This window comes from Streptosporangium sp. G12, assembly GCF_052983175.1.
This window is the reverse complement of record NZ_JBRIQO010000028.1, coordinates 57,207-82,173: the sequence shown is the minus strand read 5'-3', so window position 1 is coordinate 82,173 and position 24,967 is coordinate 57,207. Positions and strand designations below refer to the sequence as shown.

At 71.8% G+C, this 24,967-nt stretch carries 25 protein-coding genes; 12 read left to right on the top strand and 13 right to left on the bottom strand.

Features of this window, described 5'->3' with window-relative positions; all coding sequences use genetic code 11:
- Positions 1 to 148: 148 nt before the first annotated feature.
- The 6 genes from cobT to ACVCAG_RS35695 all read right to left on the bottom strand — a co-directional run bounded on the left by cobT (position 149) and on the right by ACVCAG_RS35695 (position 6,086).
- Positions 149 to 1,252 (bottom strand): nicotinate-nucleotide--dimethylbenzimidazole phosphoribosyltransferase, encoded by a 1,104-nt coding sequence (cobT, locus tag ACVCAG_RS35720; protein WP_440081306.1) that lies wholly within the window; start codon positions 1,250 to 1,252, stop codon positions 149 to 151.
- A gap of 105 nt (positions 1,253 to 1,357) precedes the next feature.
- The gene (locus ACVCAG_RS35715; protein WP_440065891.1) at positions 1,358 to 2,185 is read right to left on the bottom strand and encodes a CbiX/SirB N-terminal domain-containing protein; all 828 of its coding nucleotides are present in this window, start codon (positions 2,183 to 2,185) and stop codon (positions 1,358 to 1,360) included.
- Positions 2,186 to 2,527: 342 nt separating this feature from the next.
- A complete protein-coding gene (locus tag ACVCAG_RS35710; protein ID WP_440081307.1) occupies positions 2,528 to 3,070 on the bottom strand; it encodes a GNAT family N-acetyltransferase in 543 nt (180 codons plus the stop codon).
- A gap of 81 nt (positions 3,071 to 3,151) precedes the next feature.
- Positions 3,152 to 3,853 (bottom strand): LUD domain-containing protein, encoded by a 702-nt coding sequence (locus ACVCAG_RS35705; protein ID WP_440081308.1) that lies wholly within the window; start codon positions 3,851 to 3,853, stop codon positions 3,152 to 3,154.
- Positions 3,850 to 5,256 (bottom strand): LUD domain-containing protein, encoded by a 1,407-nt coding sequence (locus ACVCAG_RS35700; protein ID WP_440081309.1) that lies wholly within the window; start codon positions 5,254 to 5,256, stop codon positions 3,850 to 3,852. Before ACVCAG_RS35700 ends, ACVCAG_RS35705 begins: the two co-directional genes overlap by 4 nt.
- Positions 5,253 to 6,086: a heterodisulfide reductase-related iron-sulfur binding cluster gene (locus tag ACVCAG_RS35695; RefSeq protein ID WP_440081310.1), complete on the bottom strand. Its 834-nt coding sequence runs from the start codon at positions 6,084 to 6,086 to the stop codon at positions 5,253 to 5,255. Before ACVCAG_RS35695 ends, ACVCAG_RS35700 begins: the two co-directional genes overlap by 4 nt.
- Before the next feature lie 70 nt (positions 6,087 to 6,156).
- Between ACVCAG_RS35695 and ACVCAG_RS35690 the strand changes: the two genes are divergently transcribed.
- Complete coding sequence (locus ACVCAG_RS35690; RefSeq protein ID WP_440081311.1) at positions 6,157 to 6,912, top strand: FCD domain-containing protein; 756 nt, start codon at positions 6,157 to 6,159, stop codon at positions 6,910 to 6,912.
- Here ACVCAG_RS35690 and ACVCAG_RS35685 read toward each other — a convergent pair.
- The gene (locus ACVCAG_RS35685; protein WP_440081312.1) at positions 6,841 to 8,334 is read right to left on the bottom strand and encodes a sulfatase-like hydrolase/transferase; all 1,494 of its coding nucleotides are present in this window, start codon (positions 8,332 to 8,334) and stop codon (positions 6,841 to 6,843) included. The genes ACVCAG_RS35690 and ACVCAG_RS35685 overlap by 72 nt on opposite strands.
- 111 nt (positions 8,335 to 8,445) lie before the next feature.
- Between ACVCAG_RS35685 and ACVCAG_RS35680 the strand changes: the two genes are divergently transcribed.
- From ACVCAG_RS35680 to ACVCAG_RS35665, 4 genes are all read left to right on the top strand, one after another.
- On the top strand, positions 8,446 to 9,465 hold the full coding sequence (locus ACVCAG_RS35680; protein ID WP_440081313.1) for an LLM class F420-dependent oxidoreductase: 1,020 nt from the start codon (positions 8,446 to 8,448) through the stop codon (positions 9,463 to 9,465).
- 313 nt (positions 9,466 to 9,778) lie between these two features.
- Positions 9,779 to 10,717 carry an acetoacetate decarboxylase family protein gene (locus tag ACVCAG_RS35675; RefSeq protein ID WP_440081314.1) on the top strand — a complete coding sequence of 313 codons (939 nt, stop codon included), beginning with the start codon at positions 9,779 to 9,781 and terminating at the stop codon, positions 10,715 to 10,717.
- Between the two features lie 255 nt (positions 10,718 to 10,972).
- Entirely contained in the window at positions 10,973 to 11,623 is a 651-nt protein-coding gene (locus tag ACVCAG_RS35670) for a response regulator transcription factor (protein ID WP_362837154.1), read from the top strand.
- An 83-nt stretch (positions 11,624 to 11,706) separates the two neighbouring features.
- Positions 11,707 to 12,492, top strand: a complete 786-nt coding sequence (locus ACVCAG_RS35665; RefSeq protein ID WP_440081315.1) for a DUF4328 domain-containing protein — start codon at positions 11,707 to 11,709, stop codon at positions 12,490 to 12,492.
- Between the two features lie 151 nt (positions 12,493 to 12,643).
- Here ACVCAG_RS35665 and ACVCAG_RS35660 read toward each other — a convergent pair whose 3' ends face one another.
- From ACVCAG_RS35660 to ACVCAG_RS35650, 3 genes are all read right to left on the bottom strand, one after another.
- Positions 12,644 to 12,910, bottom strand: a complete 267-nt coding sequence (locus ACVCAG_RS35660; protein WP_440081316.1) for a DUF6504 family protein — start codon at positions 12,908 to 12,910, stop codon at positions 12,644 to 12,646.
- Between the two features lie 69 nt (positions 12,911 to 12,979).
- Positions 12,980 to 13,735, bottom strand: coding sequence for a UTRA domain-containing protein (locus ACVCAG_RS35655; protein WP_440065877.1), 756 nt, complete (start codon positions 13,733 to 13,735; stop codon positions 12,980 to 12,982).
- Positions 13,732 to 13,953 carry a hypothetical protein gene (locus ACVCAG_RS35650; RefSeq protein ID WP_447191190.1) on the bottom strand — a complete coding sequence of 74 codons (222 nt, stop codon included), beginning with the start codon at positions 13,951 to 13,953 and terminating at the stop codon, positions 13,732 to 13,734. The genes ACVCAG_RS35655 and ACVCAG_RS35650 overlap by 4 nt, the downstream gene beginning before the upstream one ends.
- A 277-nt stretch (positions 13,954 to 14,230) precedes the next feature.
- Between ACVCAG_RS35650 and ACVCAG_RS35645 the strand changes: the two genes are divergently transcribed.
- From ACVCAG_RS35645 to ACVCAG_RS35615, 7 genes are all read left to right on the top strand, one after another.
- A complete protein-coding gene (locus ACVCAG_RS35645) occupies positions 14,231 to 15,400 on the top strand; it encodes an ABC transporter substrate-binding protein (protein WP_440081318.1) in 1,170 nt (389 codons plus the stop codon).
- Positions 15,397 to 16,275, top strand: coding sequence for an ABC transporter permease subunit (locus ACVCAG_RS35640; RefSeq protein WP_440081319.1), 879 nt, complete (start codon positions 15,397 to 15,399; stop codon positions 16,273 to 16,275). Before ACVCAG_RS35645 ends, ACVCAG_RS35640 begins: the two co-directional genes overlap by 4 nt.
- Positions 16,263 to 17,117, top strand: coding sequence for an ABC transporter permease (locus ACVCAG_RS35635; RefSeq protein WP_447191189.1), 855 nt, complete (start codon positions 16,263 to 16,265; stop codon positions 17,115 to 17,117). Before ACVCAG_RS35640 ends, ACVCAG_RS35635 begins: the two co-directional genes overlap by 13 nt.
- Positions 17,114 to 18,277 carry an ATP-binding cassette domain-containing protein gene (locus ACVCAG_RS35630; protein WP_440081321.1) on the top strand — a complete coding sequence of 388 codons (1,164 nt, stop codon included), beginning with the start codon at positions 17,114 to 17,116 and terminating at the stop codon, positions 18,275 to 18,277. Before ACVCAG_RS35635 ends, ACVCAG_RS35630 begins: the two co-directional genes overlap by 4 nt.
- Positions 18,267 to 18,974, top strand: coding sequence for an HAD-IA family hydrolase (locus tag ACVCAG_RS35625; protein WP_440081322.1), 708 nt, complete (start codon positions 18,267 to 18,269; stop codon positions 18,972 to 18,974). Before ACVCAG_RS35630 ends, ACVCAG_RS35625 begins: the two co-directional genes overlap by 11 nt.
- Before the next feature lie 37 nt (positions 18,975 to 19,011).
- Positions 19,012 to 20,937 carry a protein kinase domain-containing protein gene (locus tag ACVCAG_RS35620; RefSeq protein WP_440081323.1) on the top strand — a complete coding sequence of 642 codons (1,926 nt, stop codon included), beginning with the start codon at positions 19,012 to 19,014 and terminating at the stop codon, positions 20,935 to 20,937.
- Positions 20,938 to 21,017: 80 nt separating this feature from the next.
- A complete protein-coding gene (locus ACVCAG_RS35615) occupies positions 21,018 to 21,980 on the top strand; it encodes a zinc-binding dehydrogenase (RefSeq protein ID WP_440081324.1) in 963 nt (320 codons plus the stop codon).
- An 85-nt stretch (positions 21,981 to 22,065) separates the two neighbouring features.
- On the opposite strand, the gene ACVCAG_RS35610 is transcribed toward ACVCAG_RS35615, so the two are convergent.
- Genes ACVCAG_RS35610 through ACVCAG_RS35600 form a run of 3 tightly spaced genes read right to left on the bottom strand, consistent with a single transcriptional unit; the run spans position 22,066 to position 24,885 of the window.
- A complete protein-coding gene (locus tag ACVCAG_RS35610) occupies positions 22,066 to 23,181 on the bottom strand; it encodes a PucR family transcriptional regulator (RefSeq protein WP_447191188.1) in 1,116 nt (371 codons plus the stop codon).
- A complete protein-coding gene (locus tag ACVCAG_RS35605) occupies positions 23,181 to 23,984 on the bottom strand; it encodes an ABC transporter permease subunit (protein ID WP_440081326.1) in 804 nt (267 codons plus the stop codon). The genes ACVCAG_RS35610 and ACVCAG_RS35605 overlap by 1 nt, the downstream gene beginning before the upstream one ends.
- Positions 23,953 to 24,885 (bottom strand): ATP-binding cassette domain-containing protein, encoded by a 933-nt coding sequence (locus ACVCAG_RS35600; protein WP_440081327.1) that lies wholly within the window; start codon positions 24,883 to 24,885, stop codon positions 23,953 to 23,955. Before ACVCAG_RS35600 ends, ACVCAG_RS35605 begins: the two co-directional genes overlap by 32 nt.
- Between the last annotated feature and the right edge of the window lie 82 nt (positions 24,886 to 24,967).

The window sequence follows — 24,967 nt, the reverse complement described above, 5'->3', positions numbered from 1 at the left end:
CAGATCTCCCGTTCGCGAGGAATTGTGAAGCATGGCGTGCTAAGAGGTAAACCTACCGGCTAACAGTGCTCTCTTCGCTGCTCCCGTGTTAACAGCTGTCAAGAAAGAGTTGACCGCTGTCAACCCCTCGACTCAAGACTTCCGTAGATCAGGCTTCCTTGTCCGTCACACCGGCTGAATCGAAGGTCGCGACCTCGTGCATCACCCTGACCGCCGCACAGACGAGAGGGTGGGCGAGCAGGCCGCCGGTGCCCTCGCCGAGCCGGAGTTCCAGCTCGACCAGAGGACGCAGCCCGAGGTGGTCCAGGGCGACCGCGTGGCCGGGCTCGGCCGAACGGTGTCCCGCCACGCAGTGGTCGACGACGTCGGGGGCCAGCGCCGCCGCCGCCAGCGCCGCCGCCCCCGCGATGACACCGTCCAGGATGACCGGTACGCGAAGAGCGGCCCCGGCGAGGACGAACCCGGCGATCGCCGCGTGCTCCAGGCCGCCGACCGCGGCCAGCGTCTCCAGGGCGGGCACCCCGGAGACCGGGGTGAGAGTCCCGGAGGCGCCGTCCCACTCGGGCTCCAGGCCGTTCACCCGGAGGGCCTCGCGGACCACCTCGACCTTGCGCGCCAGGGTCTCGTCGTCGACACCGGTGCCCCTGCCGGTCACGACGGCCGCGTCGTGACCGGTGAACGCGCAGATCAGCGCGGCCGAGGCGGTGGTGTTGGCGATGCCCATGTCCCCGGTGACCAGGCAGCGGGCACCCCCCTCGACAAGGTCGCGGGCCACGGCCATCCCGGCCTCCAGGGCCGCGATCGCCTGCTCCGGGGTCATCGCCGGCCCCCTGGACAGGTCGGCCGTGCCGTACGCGACCTTGCTGATCGTCAGGCCGGGCGCGGGGTCGAGGTCGGCGGCCACGCCCACGTCGACGACCGTCACCGAGGCGCCGACCTGGGCCGCGAAGGCGTTGGCCACGGCACCGCCCGCGAGGAAGTTGCCGACCATCTGCAGGGTGACCTCCCGTGGCCACGGGGTCACGCCCCTGGCGTGGACTCCGTGGTCCGCGGCGAAGATCGCCAGAGCCGCGGGAACCGGGAGCGGGGGCGGGCTGACCGCCGCGGCTCCGGCCAGCCGTACCGCCACGTCCTCCAGGGCGCCCAGCGCGCCACGGGGCTTGGTCAGGCGGTCCTGGTGGGCGCGGGCCTCGGCGACGGCCGCCGGATCCGCGGGGCGGATCGCCGCGATGGTCTCCTCAAGGGTGGTCATGTGATCAGTCTCCCTTGAGAAGCGACTTTTCGGAAAAAGCGCGAAAAGACCGCACAGGGCCACCGGGGGCATCCGGTATCGGCCCCGCCCGACCCATGGAGGGGATCACCAGGCGATACCGCTGAGCGCCTCCTCGTAACGCTCGATGACCACGTCGGCCAGGCCCTCGCAGTCTCCGATGACGTCGGCGCAGCGGACGTCCAGGTTCGAGTGGCCGGCGGCGTAGGCCATGGCCTGCGCCCAGACGCGGTCGAGCAGGCCACCGGCGAACAGCAGGTAGGGGACGACGATCACGCGCTTGGCGCCGAGGCGGCGGCAGCGCTCGATGCCGCCGGGGACGCCGGGCGGGGTGAGGGAGACGAAGGCCGTCTCCACGGTCATGTACTCGTGGGCGTGGGTCTCCCAGAAAAGGCGCGAGACCCGGTGCACGTCGGCGTTCGTCTCGGGACTGGTGGAGCCGTCGCCGACCAGCACCACGGCGGTCTCGCCGATCTCGATGTGCTCGGGCTCCTCGTCGAGCGCCCCGGCGGCGGCCGGGACCAGCCGGAGGCTGGCGACCTCGGCGGCCGCGTCGGCCAGACGCTCGGCGAGCAGCGCGAGGATGCGGGGGTCGGAGCCCAGGGGGCGGCCGTAGTCGCAGGTCAGCATGGGGTGCCTCTCCTGCTCGCGAGCCATCGCGGCGGGGATGTCCGCGCCGAGCCACACGTCGCCGGTGAGACTCATCGGCTGGGCCACCAGCCGGTGGTGCCCGCGCGCGACCAGGGAGGCGACCGAGTCGCTGAGGCGCGGCCTGGCCCTGGCGATGTAGCCGCCGGAGACGTCCGCGGCCGTCTGGTCCAGGCGACAGCGGAGTCGATGAATGAACCTACCGAATTCAGCAGATCCATTGTCGTCGTGCGAGCCCTGCCCGATGAGCAGCAGCGGCGGTTTCATGGAAACAGGACTCCAATGACCTTGACCTGGGGTTACGCAGTGGCGACTCGCGACAATATCCGATGACGGCACCACATGGACAGGTAACGGATCGGTAAATTCTGTCTTTTCTCGCGCGGGTGTGACGGGCCGCGAGGATCGGGCCGATGGCGGCGGGCGATGCTCCCTCACCGGCCGGGCCATCCGGATCACACGCCATGGCACGGTAGCCAGGCTCGCGGGAGACGTCCAGCACGGCCACGCCGCTGTTTCACGCCCCGCGCACCCTGCCCGGCCCGTTCACCTCTCCCGACCAGGCAGGTCTTCCATCGCGCCGCCCGCGACGCGAAAATCCGGCGTGTGTCAGGACAGATCCGTTCTGAGCATTCCGAACACCACGATGTCGCGCGGTCCGTCCTCCCCCAGCTCGGCGGCGCGCAGCACGCCCTCCCTGACGAAACCGGACTTCTCCGCGACCCGGAGGGAGGCCGTGTTGGCCAGGTCGGCGCGAAGCTCGATCCTGCGCATCTCGGTCGTCTCGAACACCCAGCGCGCCACGCCGAGCAGGGCCTCGGTGGCGTAGCCCCGGCCCCGGTGTAGTGGGTGCACCCCGTATCCGACCTCGGTGGTCCCGGCGCCCCAGAGGGTCCTGAAAAGGCTGATCGCCCCCACGACCAGTTCCTCGGCCTCCATGGCCAGGTGCACGCCCTGGCCGGAACGGCCCAGCTCGTGCACACCGTGGGAGAGCCACTGAGAGACACCCGACGGATGACCGGGCGCGCCGGGCGGCAGGAACCTGGCACGCGCCTTGATCACCGAGCGGACGCGGGCGGCGTCGGCGGGCCGGAAGGGCCGGATCACGAGCCGGCCGGTCAGAATCGGCGGATCGGGTGTGAAGGCGGTCACGCGCCCTCCTTGCCGGGGGCCGGGGGATGTGTGGCCCCAACCTCATCCCAGCGGCCCCGCCCGCGCAAGCGACGCCTGAGCTCAGCGGACGATGACGACCTCCAGCGTGCGCGGACCGTGCACGCCCTCCACCCGGTTCAGCTCGATGTCGCTGGTCGCGGAGGGGCCGCTGATCCAGGTCAGCGGCCTGGAGGGGTCGAGCCTGCCGACGGCCTCCGGGACACCGGCCACGATCTGCCCGGCCCGTACGACGCACAGGTGGTAGTCCGGGACCAGGGTCAGCGCCCGCCGGCCCTGCCCGGGCCCGGCGTCCAGCACGATGGTGCCGGTCTCCGCGATGGCGACCGCGCACCCGGTGACGACCCCGTCCACCCCGTCCAGCTCGGCCGCGCTCAGCGGGGGGTCGTCGGTGACCGGGTCGTCCGGAACCCACTCCGGTGGCAGGCCGTCCGGGACGACCGGCCGGGTGGCGCCCCGGCGGGCCAGCGCCGCCGCGATCGTCGCGGCCACCTCGGCCGCCTCGACCACGTGCACGACGGCCCGGTAGTCGGCCACGCGCTCGGCGAGCAACTCCACCACGCGCTCCGGATCGGCCGGCGGTGACGTGCGGTAGGCCCGGGTGATCTCGACGTCGGGGGCTCCGGCCACGGCGGAGCGGATCCTCGACAGGATCCGCTCCCTGCTGCCCGTGCCGGAGGAGACGCCGCCCGTGTCGGCGGAGACGCCACCCGCACCGGACGAGCGTCCGGGTCCGGGCGCCGGGGTGGCCGCTCCGGCGGTCATCGGGCACCTCCGTCGGTACGGTTCCACCAGTCGCGGAAGGACTCGGCGGGGATGTCGGGAATGTCGCGAGTATCGGTCCAGGCCGACAGCGGTCCCGGCAGGCGCCCGGGAACGAACCTGCGCAGGCGGCCGCCGAGCCGCTGGGCGCGCGCCAGCCGCGCGGGACGGTCGAACACCCACCCGGCGGCACGCATGCCCATGCGCTCGGCACGCGCGTGGCGGACCTTGCCGCGTAGGTGGACCAGGACCTCGGGGATGTCGATCGCGACCGGGCAGGCGTCGAAGCAGGCGCCGCAGAGGGTCGAGGCGTACGGCAGCGACGCGTCCAGCTCCGAGGCGGTCCCGCGCAGCTGCGGGGTGAGGATGGCGCCGATCGGGCCCGGGTAGACCGAGCCGTACGCGTGGCCTCCGGCGCGCTCGTAGACCGGGCAGACGTTGAGGCAGGCGGAACAGCGGATGCAGCGCAGCGCCTGGCGGCCGACCTCGTCGGCCAGCACGTTCGTGCGGCCGTTGTCGAGCAGCACCAGGTGGAACTCCTGGCCCTCGACCGCGCCCGTCCAGGTGGACGTGTAGGGGTTCATCCGCTCGCCGGTGGAGCTCCTGGGCAGCAGCTGGAGGAAGACCTCCAGGTCCCGCCAGCTCGGCAGCAGCTTCTCGATGCCGACCACGCTGATCAGCGTCTCGGGCAGGGTGAGGCACATCCGCCCGTTGCCCTCGGACTCCAGCACCACCAGCGTGCCGGTCTCGGCGATCATGAAGTTGGCGCCGGAGATCGCGACCCTGGTCGACAGGAAGCGCTCGCGCAGGTGGAGCCTGGCGGCCTCGGCGAGGGCGCGGGGCTCGTCGGTCAGGTCCTCGGGCGCCGCGCGGCCCCAGTCGGCCATCTTGTCCTGGAAGATCTCGCGGATCTCCGAGCGGTTGCGGTGGATCGCCGGGACCAGGATGTGCGAGGGCCAGTCGTCCCCGAGCTGGACGATCAGCTCGGCCAGGTCGGTCTCGTACGCGGTGATGCCCTCCTCCAGGAGAGCCTCGTTGAGACCGATCTCCTGGGTGGCCATCGACTTGACCTTGACCACGCTGGTCTCGCCGGTGGCCTTGACCAGGCCGGCGACGATCCTGTTGGCCTCCTCGGCGTCGGCCGCCCAGTGGACGTGACCGCCCGCCGCGGTGACGGCCTCCTCCATCCGGAGGAGGTAGCGCTCCAGATTGCGCAGGGTGTGGTCCTTGATCTCCTTGCCCGCCCGGCGGAGCTCGGCCCAGTCGGGCAGCTCGCCGACCGCGGAGGCCCGCTTGCCGCGGATCGTGTGGGTGGCCTTGCGGAGGTTGTATCTGAGCTGTGAGTCCTGCACGGCGGCGGCGGCGTTCACCGGGAAGGCGGGCATGCCCAGGAAGGTGCCGCTCATCGGGTGGCCTCCGTGGCGGCGAGGATCTCGGCGAGATGCATGATCCGCACGCCGGTGCGCTGGCGCTTCAGGGTGCCGCCGATGTGCATCAGGCAGGAGTTGTCGGCGGCGCACAGCACCTCGGCGCCGGTGGTCGCGACGTTGTGCACCTTGTCGGCGCACATGGCCGCGGAGATCGCCGGGTTCTTCACCGCGAAGGTGCCGCCGAAGCCGCAGCACTCGTCGGCTCCGGGGAGCGGGACCAGCTCCAGCCCCCTGACCTGCTCCAGCAGCCGGGTGGGCCGGTCGCCCACCCGGAGGATGCGCATCGAGTGGCACGTCGGGTGGTAGGTCACCCGGTGCGGGAAGTAGGCGCCGACGTCGGTGACACCGAGGACGTCGACGAGGAACTCGGAGAGGTCATGGACCTTGGGCGCCATCTCGGCCACCTCGGCGGCGAAGGAATCCGACGCCTCTCCGGCCGCGGCGGCCTCAGTGGTCCCGGTGGTCCCGGTGGTCCTGGTGATCAGGCCCCCCGGGGTCCCGGACCCGGCCATGGCGGGGGTGGTGGAAGTGCGGGCGAGCCGCGGGTACTGCTCGCGGACCATCGCGGCGCACGATCCCGACGGCGCGACGACCGCGTCGTACCCGGCGAAGACGTCCACGAAGTGCCGCGCGAGCCGCCTGCCCTCCTCGGGGTATCCCGTGTTGACGTGCATCTGGCCGCAGCAGGTCTGCGCGCGCGGGAACTCGACATCACATCCGAGGCGGCGCAGCAGCGTGACGACCGCCCGCCCGGTGCCGGGAAACAGTGTGTCGTTCACGCAGGTGATGAAGAGGGCGACGCGCACGGCACTCCTTCCGTTCAATGGTCCGACCACAGTATGGTCTGACCACATTCCCCCACAAGAGGAGGTCCTCTTGAGCGGTTGGCAGCCGGTCCGGCGCACCCGGGCGTTCGAGGACGTGATCGCCCAGATCGAGCGGCGCATCGCGGGTGACGGGCTCCGGGTCGGGGACCGCCTGCCCGGCGAGCGTCAGCTCGCCGAGCAGCTGCGGGTGAGCCGGTCGTCGGTACGCGAGGCGATGCGGGTGCTGGAGACCCTGGGGGTGGTGTCGTCCCAGGTCGGACGGGGTCCGGACGCGGGGGCCTTCCTCATCTCCAGGCCCGCCGAGGCCCTGAGCGACCTGCTGAGGCTCCACCTCGGGTTGTCGAACCTGTCACTGGAGGAGGTCGTCGACGCCCGGCTGATGATCGAGAAGTGGTCGGCCGCGCACGCCGCCGCCCACGGGGCCGACCTTTCCGCCCTCACCGCCGCGCTGGAGCGCATGGACGCCACGACGACGGCCGAGGAGTTCGTCGAGCACGACACGGCCTTCCACGTGGCCATCGCCGAGGCGTCGGGCAACAGGCTGACCACCGCCATGATGCTCTCCCTGCGCGACTCGCTCCGCCGCTACGCGGTCGAGGCGGTCGAGCGCCTCGGCGGCACGGCCGGGCTCATGGCCGACCACCGCCGGATCCACCGGGCCATCGCCACCGGGGACGCGGCGGAGGCCTCGGCCGCCGTCGAGGACCACCTGCGGCGGGCCTACCCCGGCATCTCACGTCCCCCAGGGGCTGAGGACGACGAGGGGCTTGAAGGGCAGCAGGGGCGGAGTGACCGAGTCGGCTGAGCGGCAGGTGGCGCCCGAGCAGGAGACCAGGGCGTCGAGCTGCCGGTTGAACTCGGCGATCACGGGGAGCGGCGTCTCGGCGGCGAGGTTGCGGAGCTGGTAGGGATCCCTGAGGAGGTCGTAGATCTGGTACTCGCCGGTGGAGTAGCGGACGAAGGTGTGCTGGGCGGTCCGCATCCCCTGGTACGCCGGGACCGGGGTCTGGCGGGCCGAGCTCGGGCTGGTCGGGCGGTAGAACTCCAGCAGCACGTTCTGGCGCCACGAGGGGGGCCTCTCGCCCCGCAGCAGCGGCAGCAGGGAGCGGCCCTCGGCGAAGTCGGGGAGCGTGGCCCCGGCGAGCTGGGCGAACGTCGGGGCCAGGTCGATGCTCGCGGCCATGTCCCCGACGACGCGGCCCGCCTGCACGCCGGGTCCCCTGACCAGCAGCGGCACCTTGATCGCCTCGTCGAAGGGCGTGGTCTTGCCATGGGGAAGCCGGTGCTGGCCCAGGTGGAACCCGTTATCGGAAGCGAAAAAGATATACGTTTCATCCAGCTTGCCGGAGGCCCTGAGAGACTCGACGAGGGTGCCCACCATGTCGTCCACGCCGAGCATCGCCCGGAGCCGGTCCCGGTAGTGCCGGTCGATTCTGCGGATCTTCGAGGCGTCGAGCGGCGGGAGCGACCTGAGCCAGAGCGGCTCGGCGCTGACGTCGGGCTGGTTGAAGGACGGGGTGCGCGGGGCCACCACCCCGGCGAAGGCGGCCTGGTGCCGGGGGGCGTAGTTGGCCGGGTTGTGCGGGGCGACCGGGGCGAGGTAGAGGAAGAACGGATCCTGGCCGGGCTGGGAGACGAACGCCCCCGCCTTCGCGCTGAGCACGTCGGTCAGGTAGTCCTGCGGCGCGAAGCCGTAGTCGCGCAGCATGCCGTTCTCGTTGAGCGTGTAGCCGTACTCCTCGTACAGCCTGCGCACCGGCACGTCCCACTCGTCCCAGCCCGGAGGCACGTGGGTGGCGGAGGTGGCGCCGCCGGGATAGTGGTTGAGGTACTTGCCCATCAGTCCGGTGCGGTATCCGGCCGACTTCATCCACGTCGCGATGTTGGAGCGTTCCAGGCCTGACGTGTAGTACTTGGTGAAGCCCCCCTCGGGGGCGGTGTTGGTCAGCACGCCGTGGCTGTGCACGTACTGGCACCGCATGATCGACGCACGAGAGGGGCAGCACCAGGAGTTGGGCACGAAGAACCTGTCGAAGCTGGTGCCGCCCTGGGCGAGCAGGCTCCAGATATTGGGAAATTTCTGCAGATCACCCGCGTCCAGGTCGTCGACGAGGATCAGCACGACGTTGGGCCGTCCCGCCGCGTGCGCCACGGCCGGGATCGTTCCGATCGCGGCGAGGGCGAGGAGCGAGATCAGGGAGAGGAGTTTGCGAGCGGCATTGAGCACATGTGCACGCTTCCCGGAAGACCGAATTTCGACACCTCACACTCGACCGACCAATGTAGAACGTGTTCTAATTGCGGAGCCCGTCCGGCGTCACGTCGCGAGGAGACCCCCGTGAGCACCGACCTGAAGCTCGGCCTGAACCTCGGCTACTGGCAACGGAACGCCGACGACGCCACCGAACTCGTCCAGACCGCCGAACGGCTGGGGTACGAGTCCGTCTGGACCGCGGAAGCCTACGGTAGCGACGCCTTCACCCCTCTGGCCTGGTACGGCGCGCGGACGTCCCGCATCAAACTGGGCACATCCGTGGTGCAGATCTCCGCGAGAACCCCGGCGGCGACCGCGATGACCGCGATGACGCTCGATCATCTCACCGGCGGGCGGCTGCTGCTCGGCATCGGCGCGTCGGGGCCCCAGGTCGTCGAGGGGTGGTACGGGACGCCGTTCCCCAAGCCGCTCGCCCGCACCCGCGAGTACGTCGAGATCATGCGCAAGGTGTGGCGCCGCGAGGAGCCGGTGACGAGCGACGGCGAGCACTACCCCCTCCCCTACCCGGGAGGCGCGAACCTCGGCAAGCCGCTGAAACTGATCACCCGCCCGCTGCGCGCGGAGATCCCCCTCTACCTCGGCGCCGAGGGCCCGAAGAACGTCGCGCTCGCCGCCGAGATCGCCGACGGCTGGCTGCCGCTGTTCGTGTTCCCCGAGAAGATCGAGCGGATGTACGGCCCCTCGCTCGCCGGAGCCGGCCCCGGCTTCGACATCGCCGCGATGGTGATGACCGTGATCACCGATGACGTCAGGGCGGCGCTGGACGGGGTGAAGATGATGCTGACCCTCTACATCGGCGGCATGGGGGCCAAGAGCCGCAACTTCCACGCCGACATCATCGGCAGGATGGGCTACGCCGAGGCCGCCGAGGAGATCCAGGCCCTCTACCTGGCCGGACGCAGGGACGAGGCGTTCAACGCGATTCCCGACGAGCTGGCCGACGGCATCTCCCTGGTCGGCCCGGTGGGCCGCATCCGCGAACGCCTGCAGCTGTGGCGCGAGAGCCCGGTGAGCACCCTCCTGGTCATGGGCCCCCGCGACGAGGCGTCCCTGAAGACCGTCAGGGACCTGGTCCTGGGCTGACCCCTCCCGGCCGGGCCGGCGGGGACGGACGTCGCCGGCGAACCCCCCGCCGCACACCTCCGCCCTCGCCCGGGCGGCGGGCATCGCGGAGGACGCCGTCCGCCTACCGGCCCGTACCGGTAAAAGGACATGGAAACGCGGCGGACGACCCACTGCAATGGATCTTGCTCCCAGGCGCCCCGATCACGGGAAGTCCTCGCACGGCCGACCGCCGCGCTCGATCAACGGCCCTGGGCAGTGTCCAAGCAACCGGCTGTCAGTCATGACATGTCCGGAAATCGGGTGTGCAGAAAAATTACAGGTGAGGAATACCGTGCACGAAAACGAGCTTGGCCGGCGCAGTCTGATCGCCGGTGGACTCGCCGCCATCGCGACCACCACCGCGGCGTCCCCCGCCCTCGCGGATCCGAGGGTCACCGGTGTCGCCACCGACGCGGCCCGGACGGTGACCGAGAGACTGCGCGGCTACACACTTCCGCTCAGCGCTCGCGGCGTGGCCAACCTCGCGTCGGCTCCGCCGTGGCACTACGCGGGCGACGCCATCGGAGTGGAGTTCTGGACCTCTCCCGAGGCGGCCGAGGCGGCCCTGCCCACCGGGCTGAAGCCTGACCCCTCCTCCTCCGGCCATGGGTACGCCCTGTTCATCGACTGGCAGTTCTCCGGCGAGAACCAGGAGTACCTCGACCCGGTGCGCAGCCAGTACAGCGAGTTCCTGGTGCTCCTCGACGCCCGCTGGCAGGACACCTCCGTCGCGTGGTGCCCCTTCATCTACGTCGACAACGACTCGTCGCTGGCCAGGGGCTGGGTCCAGGGTTTCCCCAAGAAGATGGGCGCGATCCACCAGACCAGGGCCTTCGCGGTGGACGGCCGTGCCACGCCGGTCGTGGGTCCCGGCGGCAGGTTCGCCGCCAGCATGTCGGCCGCCGGGCGCCGGCTGGCCGAGGCGCAGATCACCCTGGGGAAGACCTCTCCCACATTTCCCGCACTGAGCCGTCCCATCGTCAACCTGCGGCATTTCCCCCGTCTCACCGCGGGCCAGTACGACAACCCCGCCGTCCACGAACTGACCTTGTCCGTCCTGGACAACGTCAAGATCGCCAACACCTGGGTCGGCGACGGCGACCTCACCTTCCTTCCCGCCCCCGGCGAGGAGCTCGCTGACCTCAAGCCCCTCCGCACCGGCGCGGGATTCCGCGGCTCACTGTCGTACACCGTCACCGACCTGCGGATTCTCAACAGCCAGACCGGCTGATCCCGGTCGCCGGATCCCCCGTGGCGCGGGCGAGCGGCGTGCCGGATCCAGCCGATCAGGTCGAGGCCGGTCAGGGCGCGAGGGCACGTGCCCTGACCGGCCTCACCAGGTACGCGCGGCTCAGCCGGGACGGATCGACCGATCGCCCGCCTTGGTTTCGGCGGAGTCGGCCGAAAGGATGATTCGCCGCCGTTCACCGGTACATCGGCCGGATGCCCGATCCGGGCCCGCTCGCGGGCTGGCACAATCCATGAGGTGACGATTCGGGTGCTCATCGCCGACGACCAGGAGCTGGTACGGACCGGGTTCCAGATGATTCTGGACGCCCAGGAGGACATGGAGGTCCTGGCGACGGCCGCGAACGGGGCCGAGGCCGTCGAGCTGGCGCGGAGGCTGCGGCCGGACGTGTGCCTGCTCGACATCCGGATGCCCAAGCTGGACGGCCTGGAGGCCACCCGCATCCTCGCGGGGCCGGGGGTGCAGGACCCGATGAAGGTGGTCATCGTCACCACCTTCGACCTCGACGAGTACGTCTACGGGGCGCTGCGCGCCGGGGCGACCGGTTTCCTGCTCAAGGACAGCGGGCCGACGCTGCTCATCGAGGCGATCCGGGCCGCGGCGGCCGGGGACGCGCTGGTGTCGCCGTCGGTGACCGTACGCCTGCTCGAACACCTGTCCCACCCTCGGACCGGTGCCGCCCGGCCGCCCAGCGAGCCCCTCACCGAGCGCGAGCTGGACGTCGTGCGCCTGGTGGCCAGGGGGCGGACCAACCAGGAGGTGGCCGCCGAGCTGTTCGTCTCGCTGTCGACCGTGAAGACGCACCTGGGGAGCATCCACACGAAGCTGGGTGCCAGGAACCGGGTGGAGACCGCCGCGTGGGCGTGGGAGTCCGGCATCGTCGGCTGAGCGGGTCGTTTGGGCTGATTAGCGGGAGAGCTGACGGGATAGAAAGAGGGCAGGTCCTCGGCGCATGGCGGGGGGAGATATACATGCGCTCTATCCCATCTCTACAGAAAAGGTCGGCTTCGGCCGTCTACGTCGCTCTCACCGCACTGGTGATCGCGATCGCCGGCCTGGCGGTGTTCGAGCAGGCCCGTGGCCGGCGCCTCGTCCTGGAGATAGCCGAGCTCGGCGGCGACCCCCACGCCCCCGGCGCCGACGCGGTCTTCGGCGCGGTCACCGTCTTCGCCATCCTGATCATGTTCTTCGCCGCGACCGCGATCGCCGCCGTCGCCGCGTACCTGAACTGGCTGCTCCGCGCCCGGCAGGGCGCCGGCCTGCCCGCGGTGGCACCGGTCCTGGTGAGCTGGTTCGTGCCGGTGGTCAACCTGGTCGCGCCCGCCGTGCTGGTCGACCGGCTGTGGTGGGCCTCCCGTCCGCCGCTGGACCGCCGCCTCCGCTGGACGGCGCTGCTCACCGCCTGGTGGCTGAGCTGGCTCTTCGCGCTCGCCCTGGTGCTGGCCCGGCTGTGGCCGGGGGCGTCCCAGGGGGGCACGAACCTGACCGGCCTCGGGCCGACCGAGCTGATCGCCGTCGCGGTCGCCTCCCTGCTGTGCGCGGCGACCGTGCGTCAGATCACCGGGATCCAGGCCGCGGGTGCCAGGCACCGGCGGCAGGCCGACGCGGAGCACCACCTCCCGCCGCCTCCGGCGGAGGCGGTCCCGCACCTGCTCGTGAGGAGCTCCCCGCCCCCCGCGCCCGCCGCCCCGGAGGCTTCCTCGCCGGAGACGTCGGAGCAGGACCGGCCCCAGGAGGTCCACCCCGCCGGGCAGTGAACGAGGGCCGTCCACCCGGCGGAAGGCGGGCCGGTGCGGGACGGGGCGCCGACCACATGTCTCCATCGGCATGTCACCGTCGGCGGAAACGTGTCCGGGCGGGGCGCCGGTCCCACGTCCTCACCGGCGAGCGGCGCGTCCGGGCGGAGCGTCAGTCCCATGCCCTGATCAGCAACCAGCCCTCGCCCGCGGTGTCGAACCGGAGCTCGTAGGTGCCGGCCTGATCACCCGTGACGGCCTCGGCCCGCCAGAACCGGCGCTCGCCGGGATCGCTGTCGGAGATCTTCCACCACTCGCGCGCGACGACCCAGTGGTCGAGGACCCGGCGGACGGTGTAGAGGCGGTCGCGCCAGACGAACTGGACGGGCTGCCCGTCGCGGATCCACACCTCGATGGGGTCGCCGTAAAGTCTGCTCAAGACGCCTCTCCCGCGGCTTTCGAACGAGCACCCGGGGGAAGGCGGGCCTGGCGTATCGAACATACGTTCTCACGGCGCCGGGCGCAAGTCGCCCATCTGCCGTACGAGCGGGTTGGCGTCCACCGAGTTGCGGATGCTGAAGGTCACGCTGCCCGCGCGGTAGCGGTCGTCGGACCACTCGACGGGCCGTCCCTCATGGGTGGTGGTGACCCGCCGCTGGCGCAGCAGCGGGCTGCCCCTGCGCACGGCCAGCAGCCTGGCGTCCTGGACACCCGCGGCCACCGCGTCGATGAGGTGCTCGCCGTACGCGAAGACGAGGCCGACGCTGTCGTACAGCGCCTGGGTGACCGACTCGCAGCCCGGCTCGATGCGCTCGACGGCCGGAGCGATCCACCCGGCGTAGACCGTGCGCTCCAGCATCACCGGCTCGCCCTCCAGGGAGCGCAGCCGCAGCACGGAGAGCACCGGATCACCGGGCTGGAGCGCCAGCCGTACGGCCTCGGTGGCACCCGCGCCCCGGCGACGCTGCTGCAGCACCTGCCCGCTGACCCGGTAGCCCATCGCCCGCGCCCACTGGGCGAAGCTGTGCAGCTCGGCGAAGCTCTGGCTGCGCTCGCGGCCGAGCACGATGCGCCTGGCCCCCTGCCGGGACCCGACCAGGCCCTCGGTGGCGAGCACGGCGACCGCCTGGCGGATCGTGCCGCGCGAGGCGGCGAAGCGGGTGGCCAGTTCGGCCTCGGAGGGCAGCTGGGCGCCCACGGGGTGCTCGCCTCGCATGATCGCGTCGCGCAGTTCCTCCGCGATGCCCATGTATCGGGCCGTCATGCCCGCACCCCTTCCTGACGGCCCGCGAGCGCCCACGCCCTCGCGAACACCCGCGCCGCCTCCGGGAAACCCGCGAGCACCCGCGCCTCTTCCTGACGGCCCGCGAGCACCCGCGTCCCCGTGAGAACCCGCGCCCTCTCCGGACGGCCCGCGAGCGCCCACGCTCGCTCCGGCGCGCCCGCGAGCTCCAGGGCGCCTCTCCACGCATCCGCGAACATCCGGTGACCGCGCAATCTCGCCTCGCCTCTCAAGCCGCCCTCCCGCTCCCGGCCCGGCGCGCGTCGGCGGGATCCCTCGCTGCGCGCACCTGGCGGCCGGCTCAGCCCCACCCTAAACAAGGGTCAACGGCTCACACAGCCCCGGTTCACGCATTTCACCGCCGTACTTCGCCCGTTCACCAAACAGCAACTGATTCACGACAGAGGAGGTCTAGCTTGTTTGTACAAGTTCGTCTACTTTCGTGAAATATTGCGCGACACCCCCTTGGGAGACACCGTGATCGCATCCCGAGTTCGCTTTGCAGGCCTGGCGGCCTTCCTCCTGGTCGGCGCCGCCGCGTGCGGAGCCGCCCCCGGTACGACGGCACCGTCCGCGGGCGCCTCCGGCGGAGGTTCCGCGGCCGGAGTGGACGCCAGAACCGCCACCTCCGCCGCCGACTTCGGCGGGCTGGACAAGCTCGTCGAGGCCGCCAAGAAGGAGGGCAAGCTCCACGTCATCGCCCTCCCGCCCGACTGGGCCAACTACGGAAAGATCATCGAGACCTTCAAGGCGAAGTACGGCATCGAGATCGAGAGCGAGACCCCCGACGCCGCCAGCGCCGACGAGATCAACGCGGTGAAGACCCGCAAGGGCCAGGACCGCGCCCCCGACGTGCTCGACCTCGGCCAGTCCTTCGCGATCAGCGGCGCCGCCGAGGGCCTGTTCGCGCCGTACAAGGTCCAGACCTGGGACAAGATCCCCGAGAACCAGAAGGAGCCCAGCGGCCTCTGGTTCAACGACTACGGCGGTTACGTCTCCATCGGCTGCGACGCCAAGAAGATCGCCAAGTGCCCGGAGACCTACGCCGACCTGCTCAAGCCCGAGTACAAGGGCAAGGTCGCCCTGAACGGCAACCCCACCAAGTCGGGCTCGGCGTTCGCGGGCGTGTACGCGGCGGCCCTCGCCAACGGCGGCTCCTTCGACGACATCCAGCCCGGCCTGGACTTCTTCAAGAAGCTGAAGGACACCGGTAACTTCAACCCCGTCGAGACCACCCCGGCCACCATCGAGAAGGGCGAGACCCAGATCAGCATCGACTGGGACTACAACAACGCCGCCTACGCCCCCAAGATGGCCGAGAAGGGCCTCGACTGGAAGACCGTCATCCCCAGCGACGGCAAGTACTTCCAGCTCTACGCCCAGGCCATCAACAAGGACGCCCCGCACCCGGCCGCCGCGCGCCTGTGGCAGGAGTTCCTCTACAGCCCCGAGGGCCAGAACCTCTACCTCGGCGGTTTCGCCCGCCCGGTGCTGCTGCCCGCGATGAAGGCCGACGGCACGGTCGACGCCGCCGCCGAGGCGAACCTCCCGCCGGTCGAGGGTGAGCCCACCTTCCCGACGGAGGAGCAGGTCAACAAGGCCAAGGAGGTCCTGGCCGGAGGCTGGGGCGCCGCGGTCTCGGGATGACCGTCCCCGCCGTCACGGCCGCCGCCCCGCGCGGCGGCCGTCCCCGATCCAAGAACTGGCTGGGAGCCCTGCCGCTGCTGGTCGTGACGGCGGTGGCGTTCGGGATCCCGGCGCTCACGCTGCTGGTCGGCGCGTTCACCGTCAAGGACCCGGCGACCAAGGTGTCCTCCCTCGGCACCGCCAACCTGTCCAGGAGCCTCCAGGGGCCCTACCTGAACGCCCTGCTCAGCAGCGTCCAGCTGTCGGCCGTGGTGGCGGTCGCCGCCGCGGTCGCCGGGACGTTCCTGGCCCAGGCGGTGCTGACCTCCCGGTTCACCGCGCTGCGCGAGGCCGTGCTGACCTTCTCCGGCGTGCTGTCCAACTTCGGCGGCGTGCCGCTCGCGTTCATCTGGATCGCCACCCTGGGCAACTCGGGGGTGATCACCACCGCGCTGGGCCTCGGCCCGGGGGTGCTGTACAACTTCTGGGGCCTGGCCCTGGTCTACATGTACTTCTCGGTGCCGCTGATGGTGCTCGTCGTGACCCCGGCGCTGGACGGCCTGCGCCCGCAGTGGCGGGAGGCGGCGCAGAACAACGGCGCCACCACCTGGCAGTTCTGGCGCTACGTCGGCATCCCGGTGCTGACCCCGGCCCTGCTCGGCGGCGTCGTCCTGCTGTTCGGCGGCGCGTTCGCCGCCTACGCCACCGCCTACGCCATGGTGGGCAGCACGGTCCCGCTGGTCACCCTGCAGATCGCCGAGGCCCTCACCGGGGACGTCCTCATCGGGTACGAGAACGTCGCGCTCGCGCTGAGCCTCGACATGATCGTCATCGCGCTGCTGGTGATGGCGGTCTACCTGCCGCTGCAGAAGAGGAGCTCCCGATGGTTGCGGTAGCCACCCTGCCCGACGTCACCCCGGGCCCCGCCGCCACCGCCCGCCCCGGGCAGCGCCGGGCCTGGCGGGGGATCGTGCTGGTCGTCGCGGCGATCTACTTCGTCGTGCCGATGGCGGTGTCCTTCTGGTTCACCGTCTACTCGGAGGGGCAGGGCTTCTCGCTCGCCGCCTACGGGCGGATCCTGTCGGCGCCCGGCTTCCTGCCCAGCCTGCTGCTCTCCCTCGCGCTCGCCGCCTGCACCATCGTCGCGGTGCTGCTGCTCACCCTCCCGGCGATGCTGGCCGTGCGGCTCGGCGCGCCCCGGCTGCGGCCGGTGCTGGAGCTGATCTCCACGCTCCCGCTGGTCGTACCCCCGATCACCTACGTGGTCGGCATCAGCACGGCACTGCGCGAGGGCGTCGACGCGCTGGCCGCCACACCGTTCTGGGCGACGCTGATCGCCGTCCAGGACGAGAGGTTCCCGTTCGTCCTCGTGCTCGCGTACGTGATGCTGACGCTGCCGTTCGCCTACCGGTCGCTGGACGCCGGGCTGCGCGCGATCGACGTGCGGACGCTGGTGGAGGCGGCCCGCAACCTGGGCGCCTCGTGGCCGTACGTGCTGTTCCGGGTGATCATCCCCAACATCCGCTCCTCCATCGCCAGCGCCTCGTTCCTCACCCTCGCGCTGGTGCTCGGCGAGTACACCATCGCGGCCCTGCTCGGCTACGAGACGTTCCCGGTCTGGATCGTGACCATCTCCGGGAACGACGGGCAGCTCTCCGTGGCCCTGTCGATCATCAGCCTGCTCCTCATCTGGCTGCTGCTGCTCACCCTCTCGGGTGCGGGAAGGAAACGTCGATGACCGTCGAGTTCCGGGGGCTGCGCCGCGCGTTCGGCCGTACGGTGGCCCTGGACGGCCTGGACCTCACCGTCGAACAGGGCGAGCTGATGGCCCTGCTCGGCCCTTCCGGCTGCGGGAAGACCACGGCGCTGCGCTGCGTCGCCGGTTTCGAGCACCCCGACGCCGGAGCGGTGCTCGTGGACGGCAAGGACATCACCCGGGTCCCCGCCAACCGGCGGGACGCGGGCATGGTCTTCCAGTCCTACAGCCTGTTCCCCAACCTCAACGCCAGGGACAACGTGGCCTTCGGGCTGCGGGTGCGCAAGGTGCCGACCGCCAAACGGCACGCGCGGGCGGACGAGCTGCTGGAGCTGGTCGGCCTGCCGACGCACGCCCAGCGCTACCCGCACGAGCTGTCCGGCGGCCAGCAGCAGCGCGTCGCCCTGGCCAGGGCGCTGGCGCTGGAGCCTCGCGTGCTGCTGCTCGACGAGCCGCTGTCCGCGCTGGACGCCAAGGTCCGTGTCTCGCTGCGCGAGGAGATCCGGCGGCTCCAGCTCGAGCTGGGCATCACCACCATCTTCGTCACCCACGACCAGGAGGAGGCCCTGTCGGTCGCCGACAAGGTCGCGGTGCTGCGCGCCGGGCGGCTGGAGCAGTGCGGCCCGCCGGCCGAGGTCTACGACCGGCCCGCCACCCCGTTCGTGGCGGAGTTCGTCGGCGCGATGAACCACGTTCCCGGCCGCCTGTCCGGCCAGGAGGTCACCGTCATGGGCAAGCTCATGCCGGTGGACGGCCCGCTGCCGTCCTCGCCCGACGTCGACGTGCTGGTACGCCCCGAGGCGGTGCTGGTCACCCCCTCGCCCGACGGGAACGCCACGATCGTGGCGTCGTCCTTCCGCGGCTCCACCGCGCGGCTGCGGGTGCGGGTGGGCGAGCTGGAGGTCCTCAGCGACGTGCCGGGACACGACGCGGTACGCCTGGCGCCGGGCACGCGGGTGGACGTCGCCCTCGTGCAGCGGCCCGTGCTCGTCGCCGCGCGCACCACCCCCGCGCCCGTTCTCACCTCCGGAAACCCCGCGGAGTCCCCGGAGTCCCCGGAGTCCCCGGAGTCCCCGGAGTCCCCGGAGTCCCCGGAGTCCCCGAAGGCGGCCGAGTCGGAGGACGTCGCGGGTGTCGGGTGAGCTCGGAGCCGTCCTGTTCGACATGGACGGCACGCTCGTGGACACCGAGGGGATGTGGTGGCAGGCGTGCGTGGAGGTCGCCGCCGAGCTGGACCTGGAGCTGACGGAGGCCGACGCCGGCCACGTCCTCGGCCGCCTGGTCGAGGACGCGGCCGGCTACCTCGCGCGCCGCGCTCCCGCACCGCCCGGTGCGGAGCGGCCCGGGGTCGAACGGGCCGGTGCGGAGCGGGACAGGGTCGAACGGGTCGGGGCGCGGCTCACCGAGGCCTTCGCCGAGCGGGTCTCCGGCGGGGTGACACCGCTGCCCGGCGCGATCCGGCTGCTGGACGACCTGGGGTCGGAAGGCGTGCCCACGGCCCTGGTCAGCGCCTCGCCGCGACTCATCGTCGACATGGTGCTGCACACCGTCGGGGCGGAGCGGTTCGCCCTGGTCGTGGCCGCCGAGGACACCGCGCGCGGCAAGCCGCTGCCCGACCCGTACCTGCGGGCGGCCTCCGGGCTGGGCCTCGACCCCGCCGACTGCGTGGCCGTGGAGGACAGTCCCACCGGGCTCGCGGCGGCCCGCGCGGCCGGGTGCCGGGTGGTGTCGGTCTCCGGCGATCCGGTGGCGGAGGACGTGCTGAGCGTGGACAGTCTGGAAAAAGTGGACCTGCCGCTGTTGCGACTGCTGGCGAGCGGCAAGAGATCGATAGGCTGAGCCACTCATGTGACGGCGTATGCGGTTAGGTACAAAGGTGAACAACCTCAGTCCCGACGAACCCCTGCAGATAGGCCGGTACCGCGTGCTCAGCAGGCTGGGCCGGGGCGGGATGGGCACGGTCTATCTTGGCGAGTCCCCTGACGGGCAGCAGGTCGCCATCAAGGTCATCAATCCGGAGTACAGCCAGCACGAACGGTTCCGGATGCGCTTTCGCAGGGAGGCCGACGCGGCGCAGCGGGTCCGCAGGTTCTGCACGGCCGCGGTCATCGAGGCGGCGCTCGACGACGACCAGCTCTACGTCGTCACCGAGTACGTCACCGGGCCCAACCTCGAGGAGGCCGTCGACTCCGGCGGCCCGCTCCGCGGCTCCAGTCTCGACGCGCTCGCCGTCGGGGTGGCGACCGCGCTGACCGCCATCCACGGCGCCGGAGTGGTGCACCGCGACCTCAAGCCGTCCAACGTGCTGCTCTCCCCCGTCGGCCCCCGCGTCATCGACTTCGGCATCGCCCGCGCGCTGGACACCCTCAGCGGGATGACCGGGACCGGTGAGATCCTCGGTACCCCCCGCTACATGGCGCCCGAGGTGCTGCGCGGCGAGCCGGTCTCGGCCGCCTGCGACGTGTTCTCGTGGGGCTGCCTGATGGCCTTCGCCGCGAGCGGGCGGGCACCGTTCGGCGGCGAGGCGCTGCCCGCGGTGCTGTACCAGGTGCTCAACACCGAGCCGTCCCTGGAGGGCATGGAGCCCGCGCTGCGCGAGCTGGTCACCTACGCGCTGACCAAGGACCCGCGGAACCGGCCCACCTCACAGCAGCTCCTCGACCACCTGGTGGGCCGCTCCGCCGCGCCCGAGCAGGCCGCCCACTCGATCCAGGCCTCCTGGCAGGAACCTCAGGGGCCGCCCGGCGGCGCCCCCTGGACCGGAACCGGAACCGCCGGGCCGCCCACCCCCGGCTCCGTCAGCGGACCCGCGGGGCAGAACTCCGTTCCCGGCCGAGGGCACGCGGGTCACGCGGGTCACGCGGCCGATCCCGACTGGAGCCACACCGCACCGTCCGCGCGAGGGGGCCACACGGTCTCCGGCGCCTCGCAGGCGGGGCCCGGCCATGTCGCGCCCGGCGCCTTCCACGACGGTCCCGGCCACACCCTCCCCGAGCGGCCGCGGGACGACACCGGGTCCTTCCTCTCGCGAGGCGGGACGGCCGGGCGGCGGAAACTGGTGGTCGGGGTGGCCGTGGCGGCCCTGATGGTGGCGGCCGGAGGGCTCGGCCTGCGCCTCGCGCTCGCTCCCGGCGGCCCGCCGGAGAACCTCGCCCTGCTCTACCAGGACGACTTCACCCAGAGCGGCACCGGCTGGAGCGGCGGCACCTACAGCCCGATGACCGGCACGTACGGCTACGCCCCCGAGGGCTACTACGCCGTCGACGTCAGCGGGTACTCCCCCGTGAGGCGGGAGCAGGCCCCGATCCCCTTCGTGTCCGCTCCACCGGCCACCCCCGATCCCACGGCCAGCCCCACGCCGGTCACACCGAGCCGGATCCTGCTCGGCTCCGACATCACGATCCGCTCCGGCACCACCGGGATGGGCGAGTACGGGCTGTTCTGCCGGGGCGAGGACGACAACAAGGCGACACGGTACGAGTTCCTGCTCGACACCACGGGCAACGCCCGCATCCGCAAGACCGTGAAGAGCGCCGGGGGCGAGCTCACCAAACCCGCCAAGGTCGACCTGCCCAAGGGCGAGGCCATCCGGCTCACGGCCGAGTGCACCGGCGTCGAGGGGGGCGTGCAGCTCACCATGTGGGTCAACGACGAGCAGACCCAGTCGTTCCTCGACACCAACCCGCTGCCCAACGGGCTGGTCGGCGTGATCGCCAGGGTGGGCGAGAACAGCGACGCCGTCCTGCGGACCGCGTTCGACAACTTCACCCTGCACGGTCCGGCCATCACCCGGCAGCCCTGACCGGATGACCGCGACGACGAGTGATCCGCACAACAATGGGGACGATCGAGACATTCGACTGACCTAAGGAGTTCAGCACGATGCGCGCCATAGTCGTCTCCGCCACCGGCGGACCCGAGGTTCTCACCTACACCGAGGACCACCCGGACCCCCGGCTGGACCCGGGCGACGTCCTGGTCGACGTCGCCGCCTCCGGCGTGAACTTCATCGACGTCTACCACCGGATCGGCCGCTACCCGCTCTCACTGCCCTTCGTCCCCGGGGAGGAGGGCGCGGGCACCGTCGCCGCGGTCGGTGAGGACGTCCGTGACGTCGCCGTCGGCGACACCGTGGCCTGGGCCAACGTGCCGGGCAGTTACGCCTCCAGGGCCACGGTGCCCGCCTCCAAGCTGCTCACCGTGCCCGAGGGGGTCGCCGCCGAGGTCGCGGCGGCCGTCACCCTCCAGGGGCTGACCGCGCACTACCTGACGCACTCCACGTACGAGGTGAAGGCGGGGGACGACGTCCTGGTGCACGCCGCCGCCGGGGGCATGGGCCTGCTGCTCACCCAGATCGCCAAGCTGCGCGGCGCCCGGGTGATCGGCACGGTCTCCACCGAGGAGAAGGAGATCCTGGCCCGCCAGGCGGGCGCCGACGAGGTGTTCCGCTACAAGGGCTTCGCCGACGCCGTCCGCGACCTGACCGGCTCCGGCGTGCACGTCGTCTACGACGGCGTGGGCGCGGCCACCTTCGACGAGAGCGTCGCCTCGCTGCGACCGCGCGGCATGATGGCGCTGTACGGCCAGGCCAGCGGCCCAGTCCCGCCGCTCGACCCGCAGCTCCTCGCCAGGAACGGCTCCCTCTTCCTGACCCGCCCGACCCTGGGCACCTACATCGCCACCCGGGACGAGCTCACCTGGCGCGCCTCCGACCTCTACGGCTGGGTGGCCGCGGGTCAGCTGCGGGTGCACATCTCCGAGCGCTACCCGCTCGCCGAGGCCGCCCGCGCGCACGAGGACCTCGAAGCCCGCCGTACGACCGGCAAGGTGCTTCTGATCCCGTAACGCCAGGGCGAACGGGCGCGGCCGGTGGGCACGGCGAACGGGCGGACCGGCCAGGTCGGCGCGGCGGGTGGGCGGGCCGGCCAGGTCAGTGCAGCGGGTGGGCGGGCCAGTCCAGGAGGCGGGCGCCCAGGACCGCCGTCTCCAGGGTGAAACGCTGGGTGGAGTCATCCGGTGAGAACCCGGTGAGGCGGCGGATCCGCTCCAGCCGGTAGGTCACCGCCCGGGTGCTGACGCCGAGCCTGCGCGCGGCGGCGGTCTGGTTGCCCTGGGAGGCGAAGACGGCCTCCAGCGTGGCGAGCAGCGGCTCGGGACCGCCCCGCGCCTCCAGCAGCGGGCTGAGCACGCTCGTCACCAGGTCCTCGATGGCCGCGCGGTCCCGCAGCAGCACAGGGAACACCAGCAGGTCCGCGGCCTTGAGCACGGGGGCGCGCAGCCCCAGCCGGTCACCGAGCTCGATGGCGTTGGCGCCCTCCCGGTAGGAGGTGACCACCCCGCCGGGGCCCCGGTGCGCCCGGCCGAGCCCGACCCGCCAGCCGGGCGCGAACGCCTGGCGCACGTGGTGGGTGAACTCGCCGTTCGCGACGGCGAGGCTGCCCGGCGCGACGCACACGAGCATCCCGTCGCGGACCGCGACCAGCACATTGTGCGAGCCGAACCGGGCGACCAGCGCGTCCTCGATCCGCCGGGCCGTCCCCTCGGCCTCCCCCGCGAGCCCGCCGTCCCCCGGAGCGGCGGCCGGGGCGGCCGTGGCGACTCCGGCTCCCGCGACTCCGGCGGCTCCGGCGGCTCCGGCGGCTCCGGCGGCTCCGGCGGCGGGACGCGCGACGGCGACCACGTACGTCTCGGCCAGGCGGAGCCCGAAGTGCTCGGCCCGCTCGGCGAGCCTGTCGGCGCGGCCCTCGAGCAGGTCGTCGACGAACTCCCTGCGCGCCGCCTCCTCCTGGCGCAGCGCCGACCGCTGGGCGTTCTCGTACCCCTCCATCAGGGCGGAGACCGTACGCCGCAGGGCAGGGAGCGGGGTGGGGCTCACCGACTCGGCCATGGCCAGCGCGGCCTCGACCAGGGCCCGCACGGACGCGCCCCGCTCGGCGGCCAGCGCACCGGCTGCGCGGCAGTCGTCGAGCTCGGCGCGGCCGGGCAGCCTGCCGGTGGCGGCCGCCTCCCGTAACATCCGGAGATGGCCGCCGAGCAGCTCGTCCATCAGACTCCCACGTCACGCCTGTCGAAGGCCGGCATCGCGATCAGGACCAGCGCGACGGTCGCCCCGGCCAGCACGAGATAGTCCCACGCCGGGAATCCCAGCTGGATCGGCCGTCCGTCGAGGTAGTAGTGGAACGGCGAGATCCAGCGTAGCCAGGACACCCCGTCCACGTTCTTGCCCATGGTCTCGACCACGTATCCGGCCACGGCGACCACCCCGACCACCGCCAGGGCGACCCCCCGGCGCCCCGTCGCGGCGCCGACCGTCAGGCAGAGCGTGCCGAAGAAGAGGGCGAGCAGGAAGACGCCGGCGTGACCGGCGAGGACCCTGTCGGCGGGGACGCCCATGTCGACGGCCGTCACCAGGCCCAGCACCACGAGGAAGGTGACCGCCGCCACGCCGAGCAGCGCGAGGGCCAGGGCGGCGAAGCGCTCCAGGACCAGCCGCCTGCGGTCGATGGGAAGGGTCAGGACCAGTTCCAGCGTGCCCGACTCCTCGGGCTGGGCGATCGCCCGATTGCCGATCACCGCCGCGCACATGATGAACAGCAGCGGCCCGAACAGCTGGTAGACCAGCGTCTGCAAGTAGCCGGAGCCGCTGGTGAAGCCGCCCTCCAGACCGCCCATGAGGTCGCGCATGGCCCCGGGGAACTTGGTCAGCGCCACGTTCCCGTAGAGGTCGGGGTTGCTCTGGATGGTCGGGTAGTAGGCCAGGTACATCGCGAAGAACGCGCTGATCCCGACGGTCCAGCCGAGCAGCGGCCTGCGGTAGTCACGCAGGCTCTTCGACACCAGCGTGGGCATCGCGCGCCTCCCCTTCTTCTTCGTTCTGGCTGTAGTAGGTGAGGAAGATCTCCTCCAGGTCGGGCTGGGCGCTGACCATGTGCACCACGGTGAACCTCGCCGCCGCCTTGATCAGCGCGTCCGGGCGGCCGTCGATGGTGCAGCGCAGCCCGGCCCCCTCCATTCGCAGGTCCCGCACGCCGGGCAGGTTCTCGAACGCCTCGCGGGGCACCGGGGCGTCGAAGTGGAACTCCACCCGGCGCACCGCCTTCTCCCTGAGCGCGGAGACGTCCTCCACCGCGACGAGCCTGCCGCCGCGCACGATGCCGACCCGGTCGGAGACGTCCTCGGTCTCGGCCAGCACGTGGGAGGACATCAGCACGGTACGGCCCGAGGCGCGGACCTCCCGGATCATCGCCAGGAACTCCTGCTGCACCAGCGGGTCCAGGCCGCTGGTCGGCTCGTCGAGGATCAGGAACTCCGGCTCGTGCATGAAGGCCTGGATGAGCCCGACCTTCTGCCTGTTGCCCTTGGAGAGCTTGCCCATGGGCACCGACAGGTCGGCCTCCAGCCGCTCGGCCAGCTCCTCGATGCGCCCCTTGGGCACGCCGTCGCGCACCGCGCCGAGGAAGGCCAGGAACTCCCCCGCCTTTTCTCTGCCCTCCAGGGCCAGTTCGCCGGGCAGGTAACCGATCCGGCTCCGCACGCCCGCCTCGCGGGGATCCCTGCCGAGGACCGTCATCCGGCCCCTGGTGGGGCGGATGACGTCCAGGAGCAGCCTGAGCGTCGTCGTCTTTCCCGCGCCGTTCGGGCCGAGATACCCGAACACCTCCCCGGGCCGGATCTCCAGGTCGAGATCCTCAAGCCCCCGGCGCGCGCCGTAGAACTTGGTGAGCCCCTCGGTCTCCACTACCGCTGTCATGCGTCAGATCGTGCCCGCTCGGCACCGCCGGGGTCATGACCGGACCCGGACAGCTGACCGCCCCTTCGTTGCGCGGATCCGG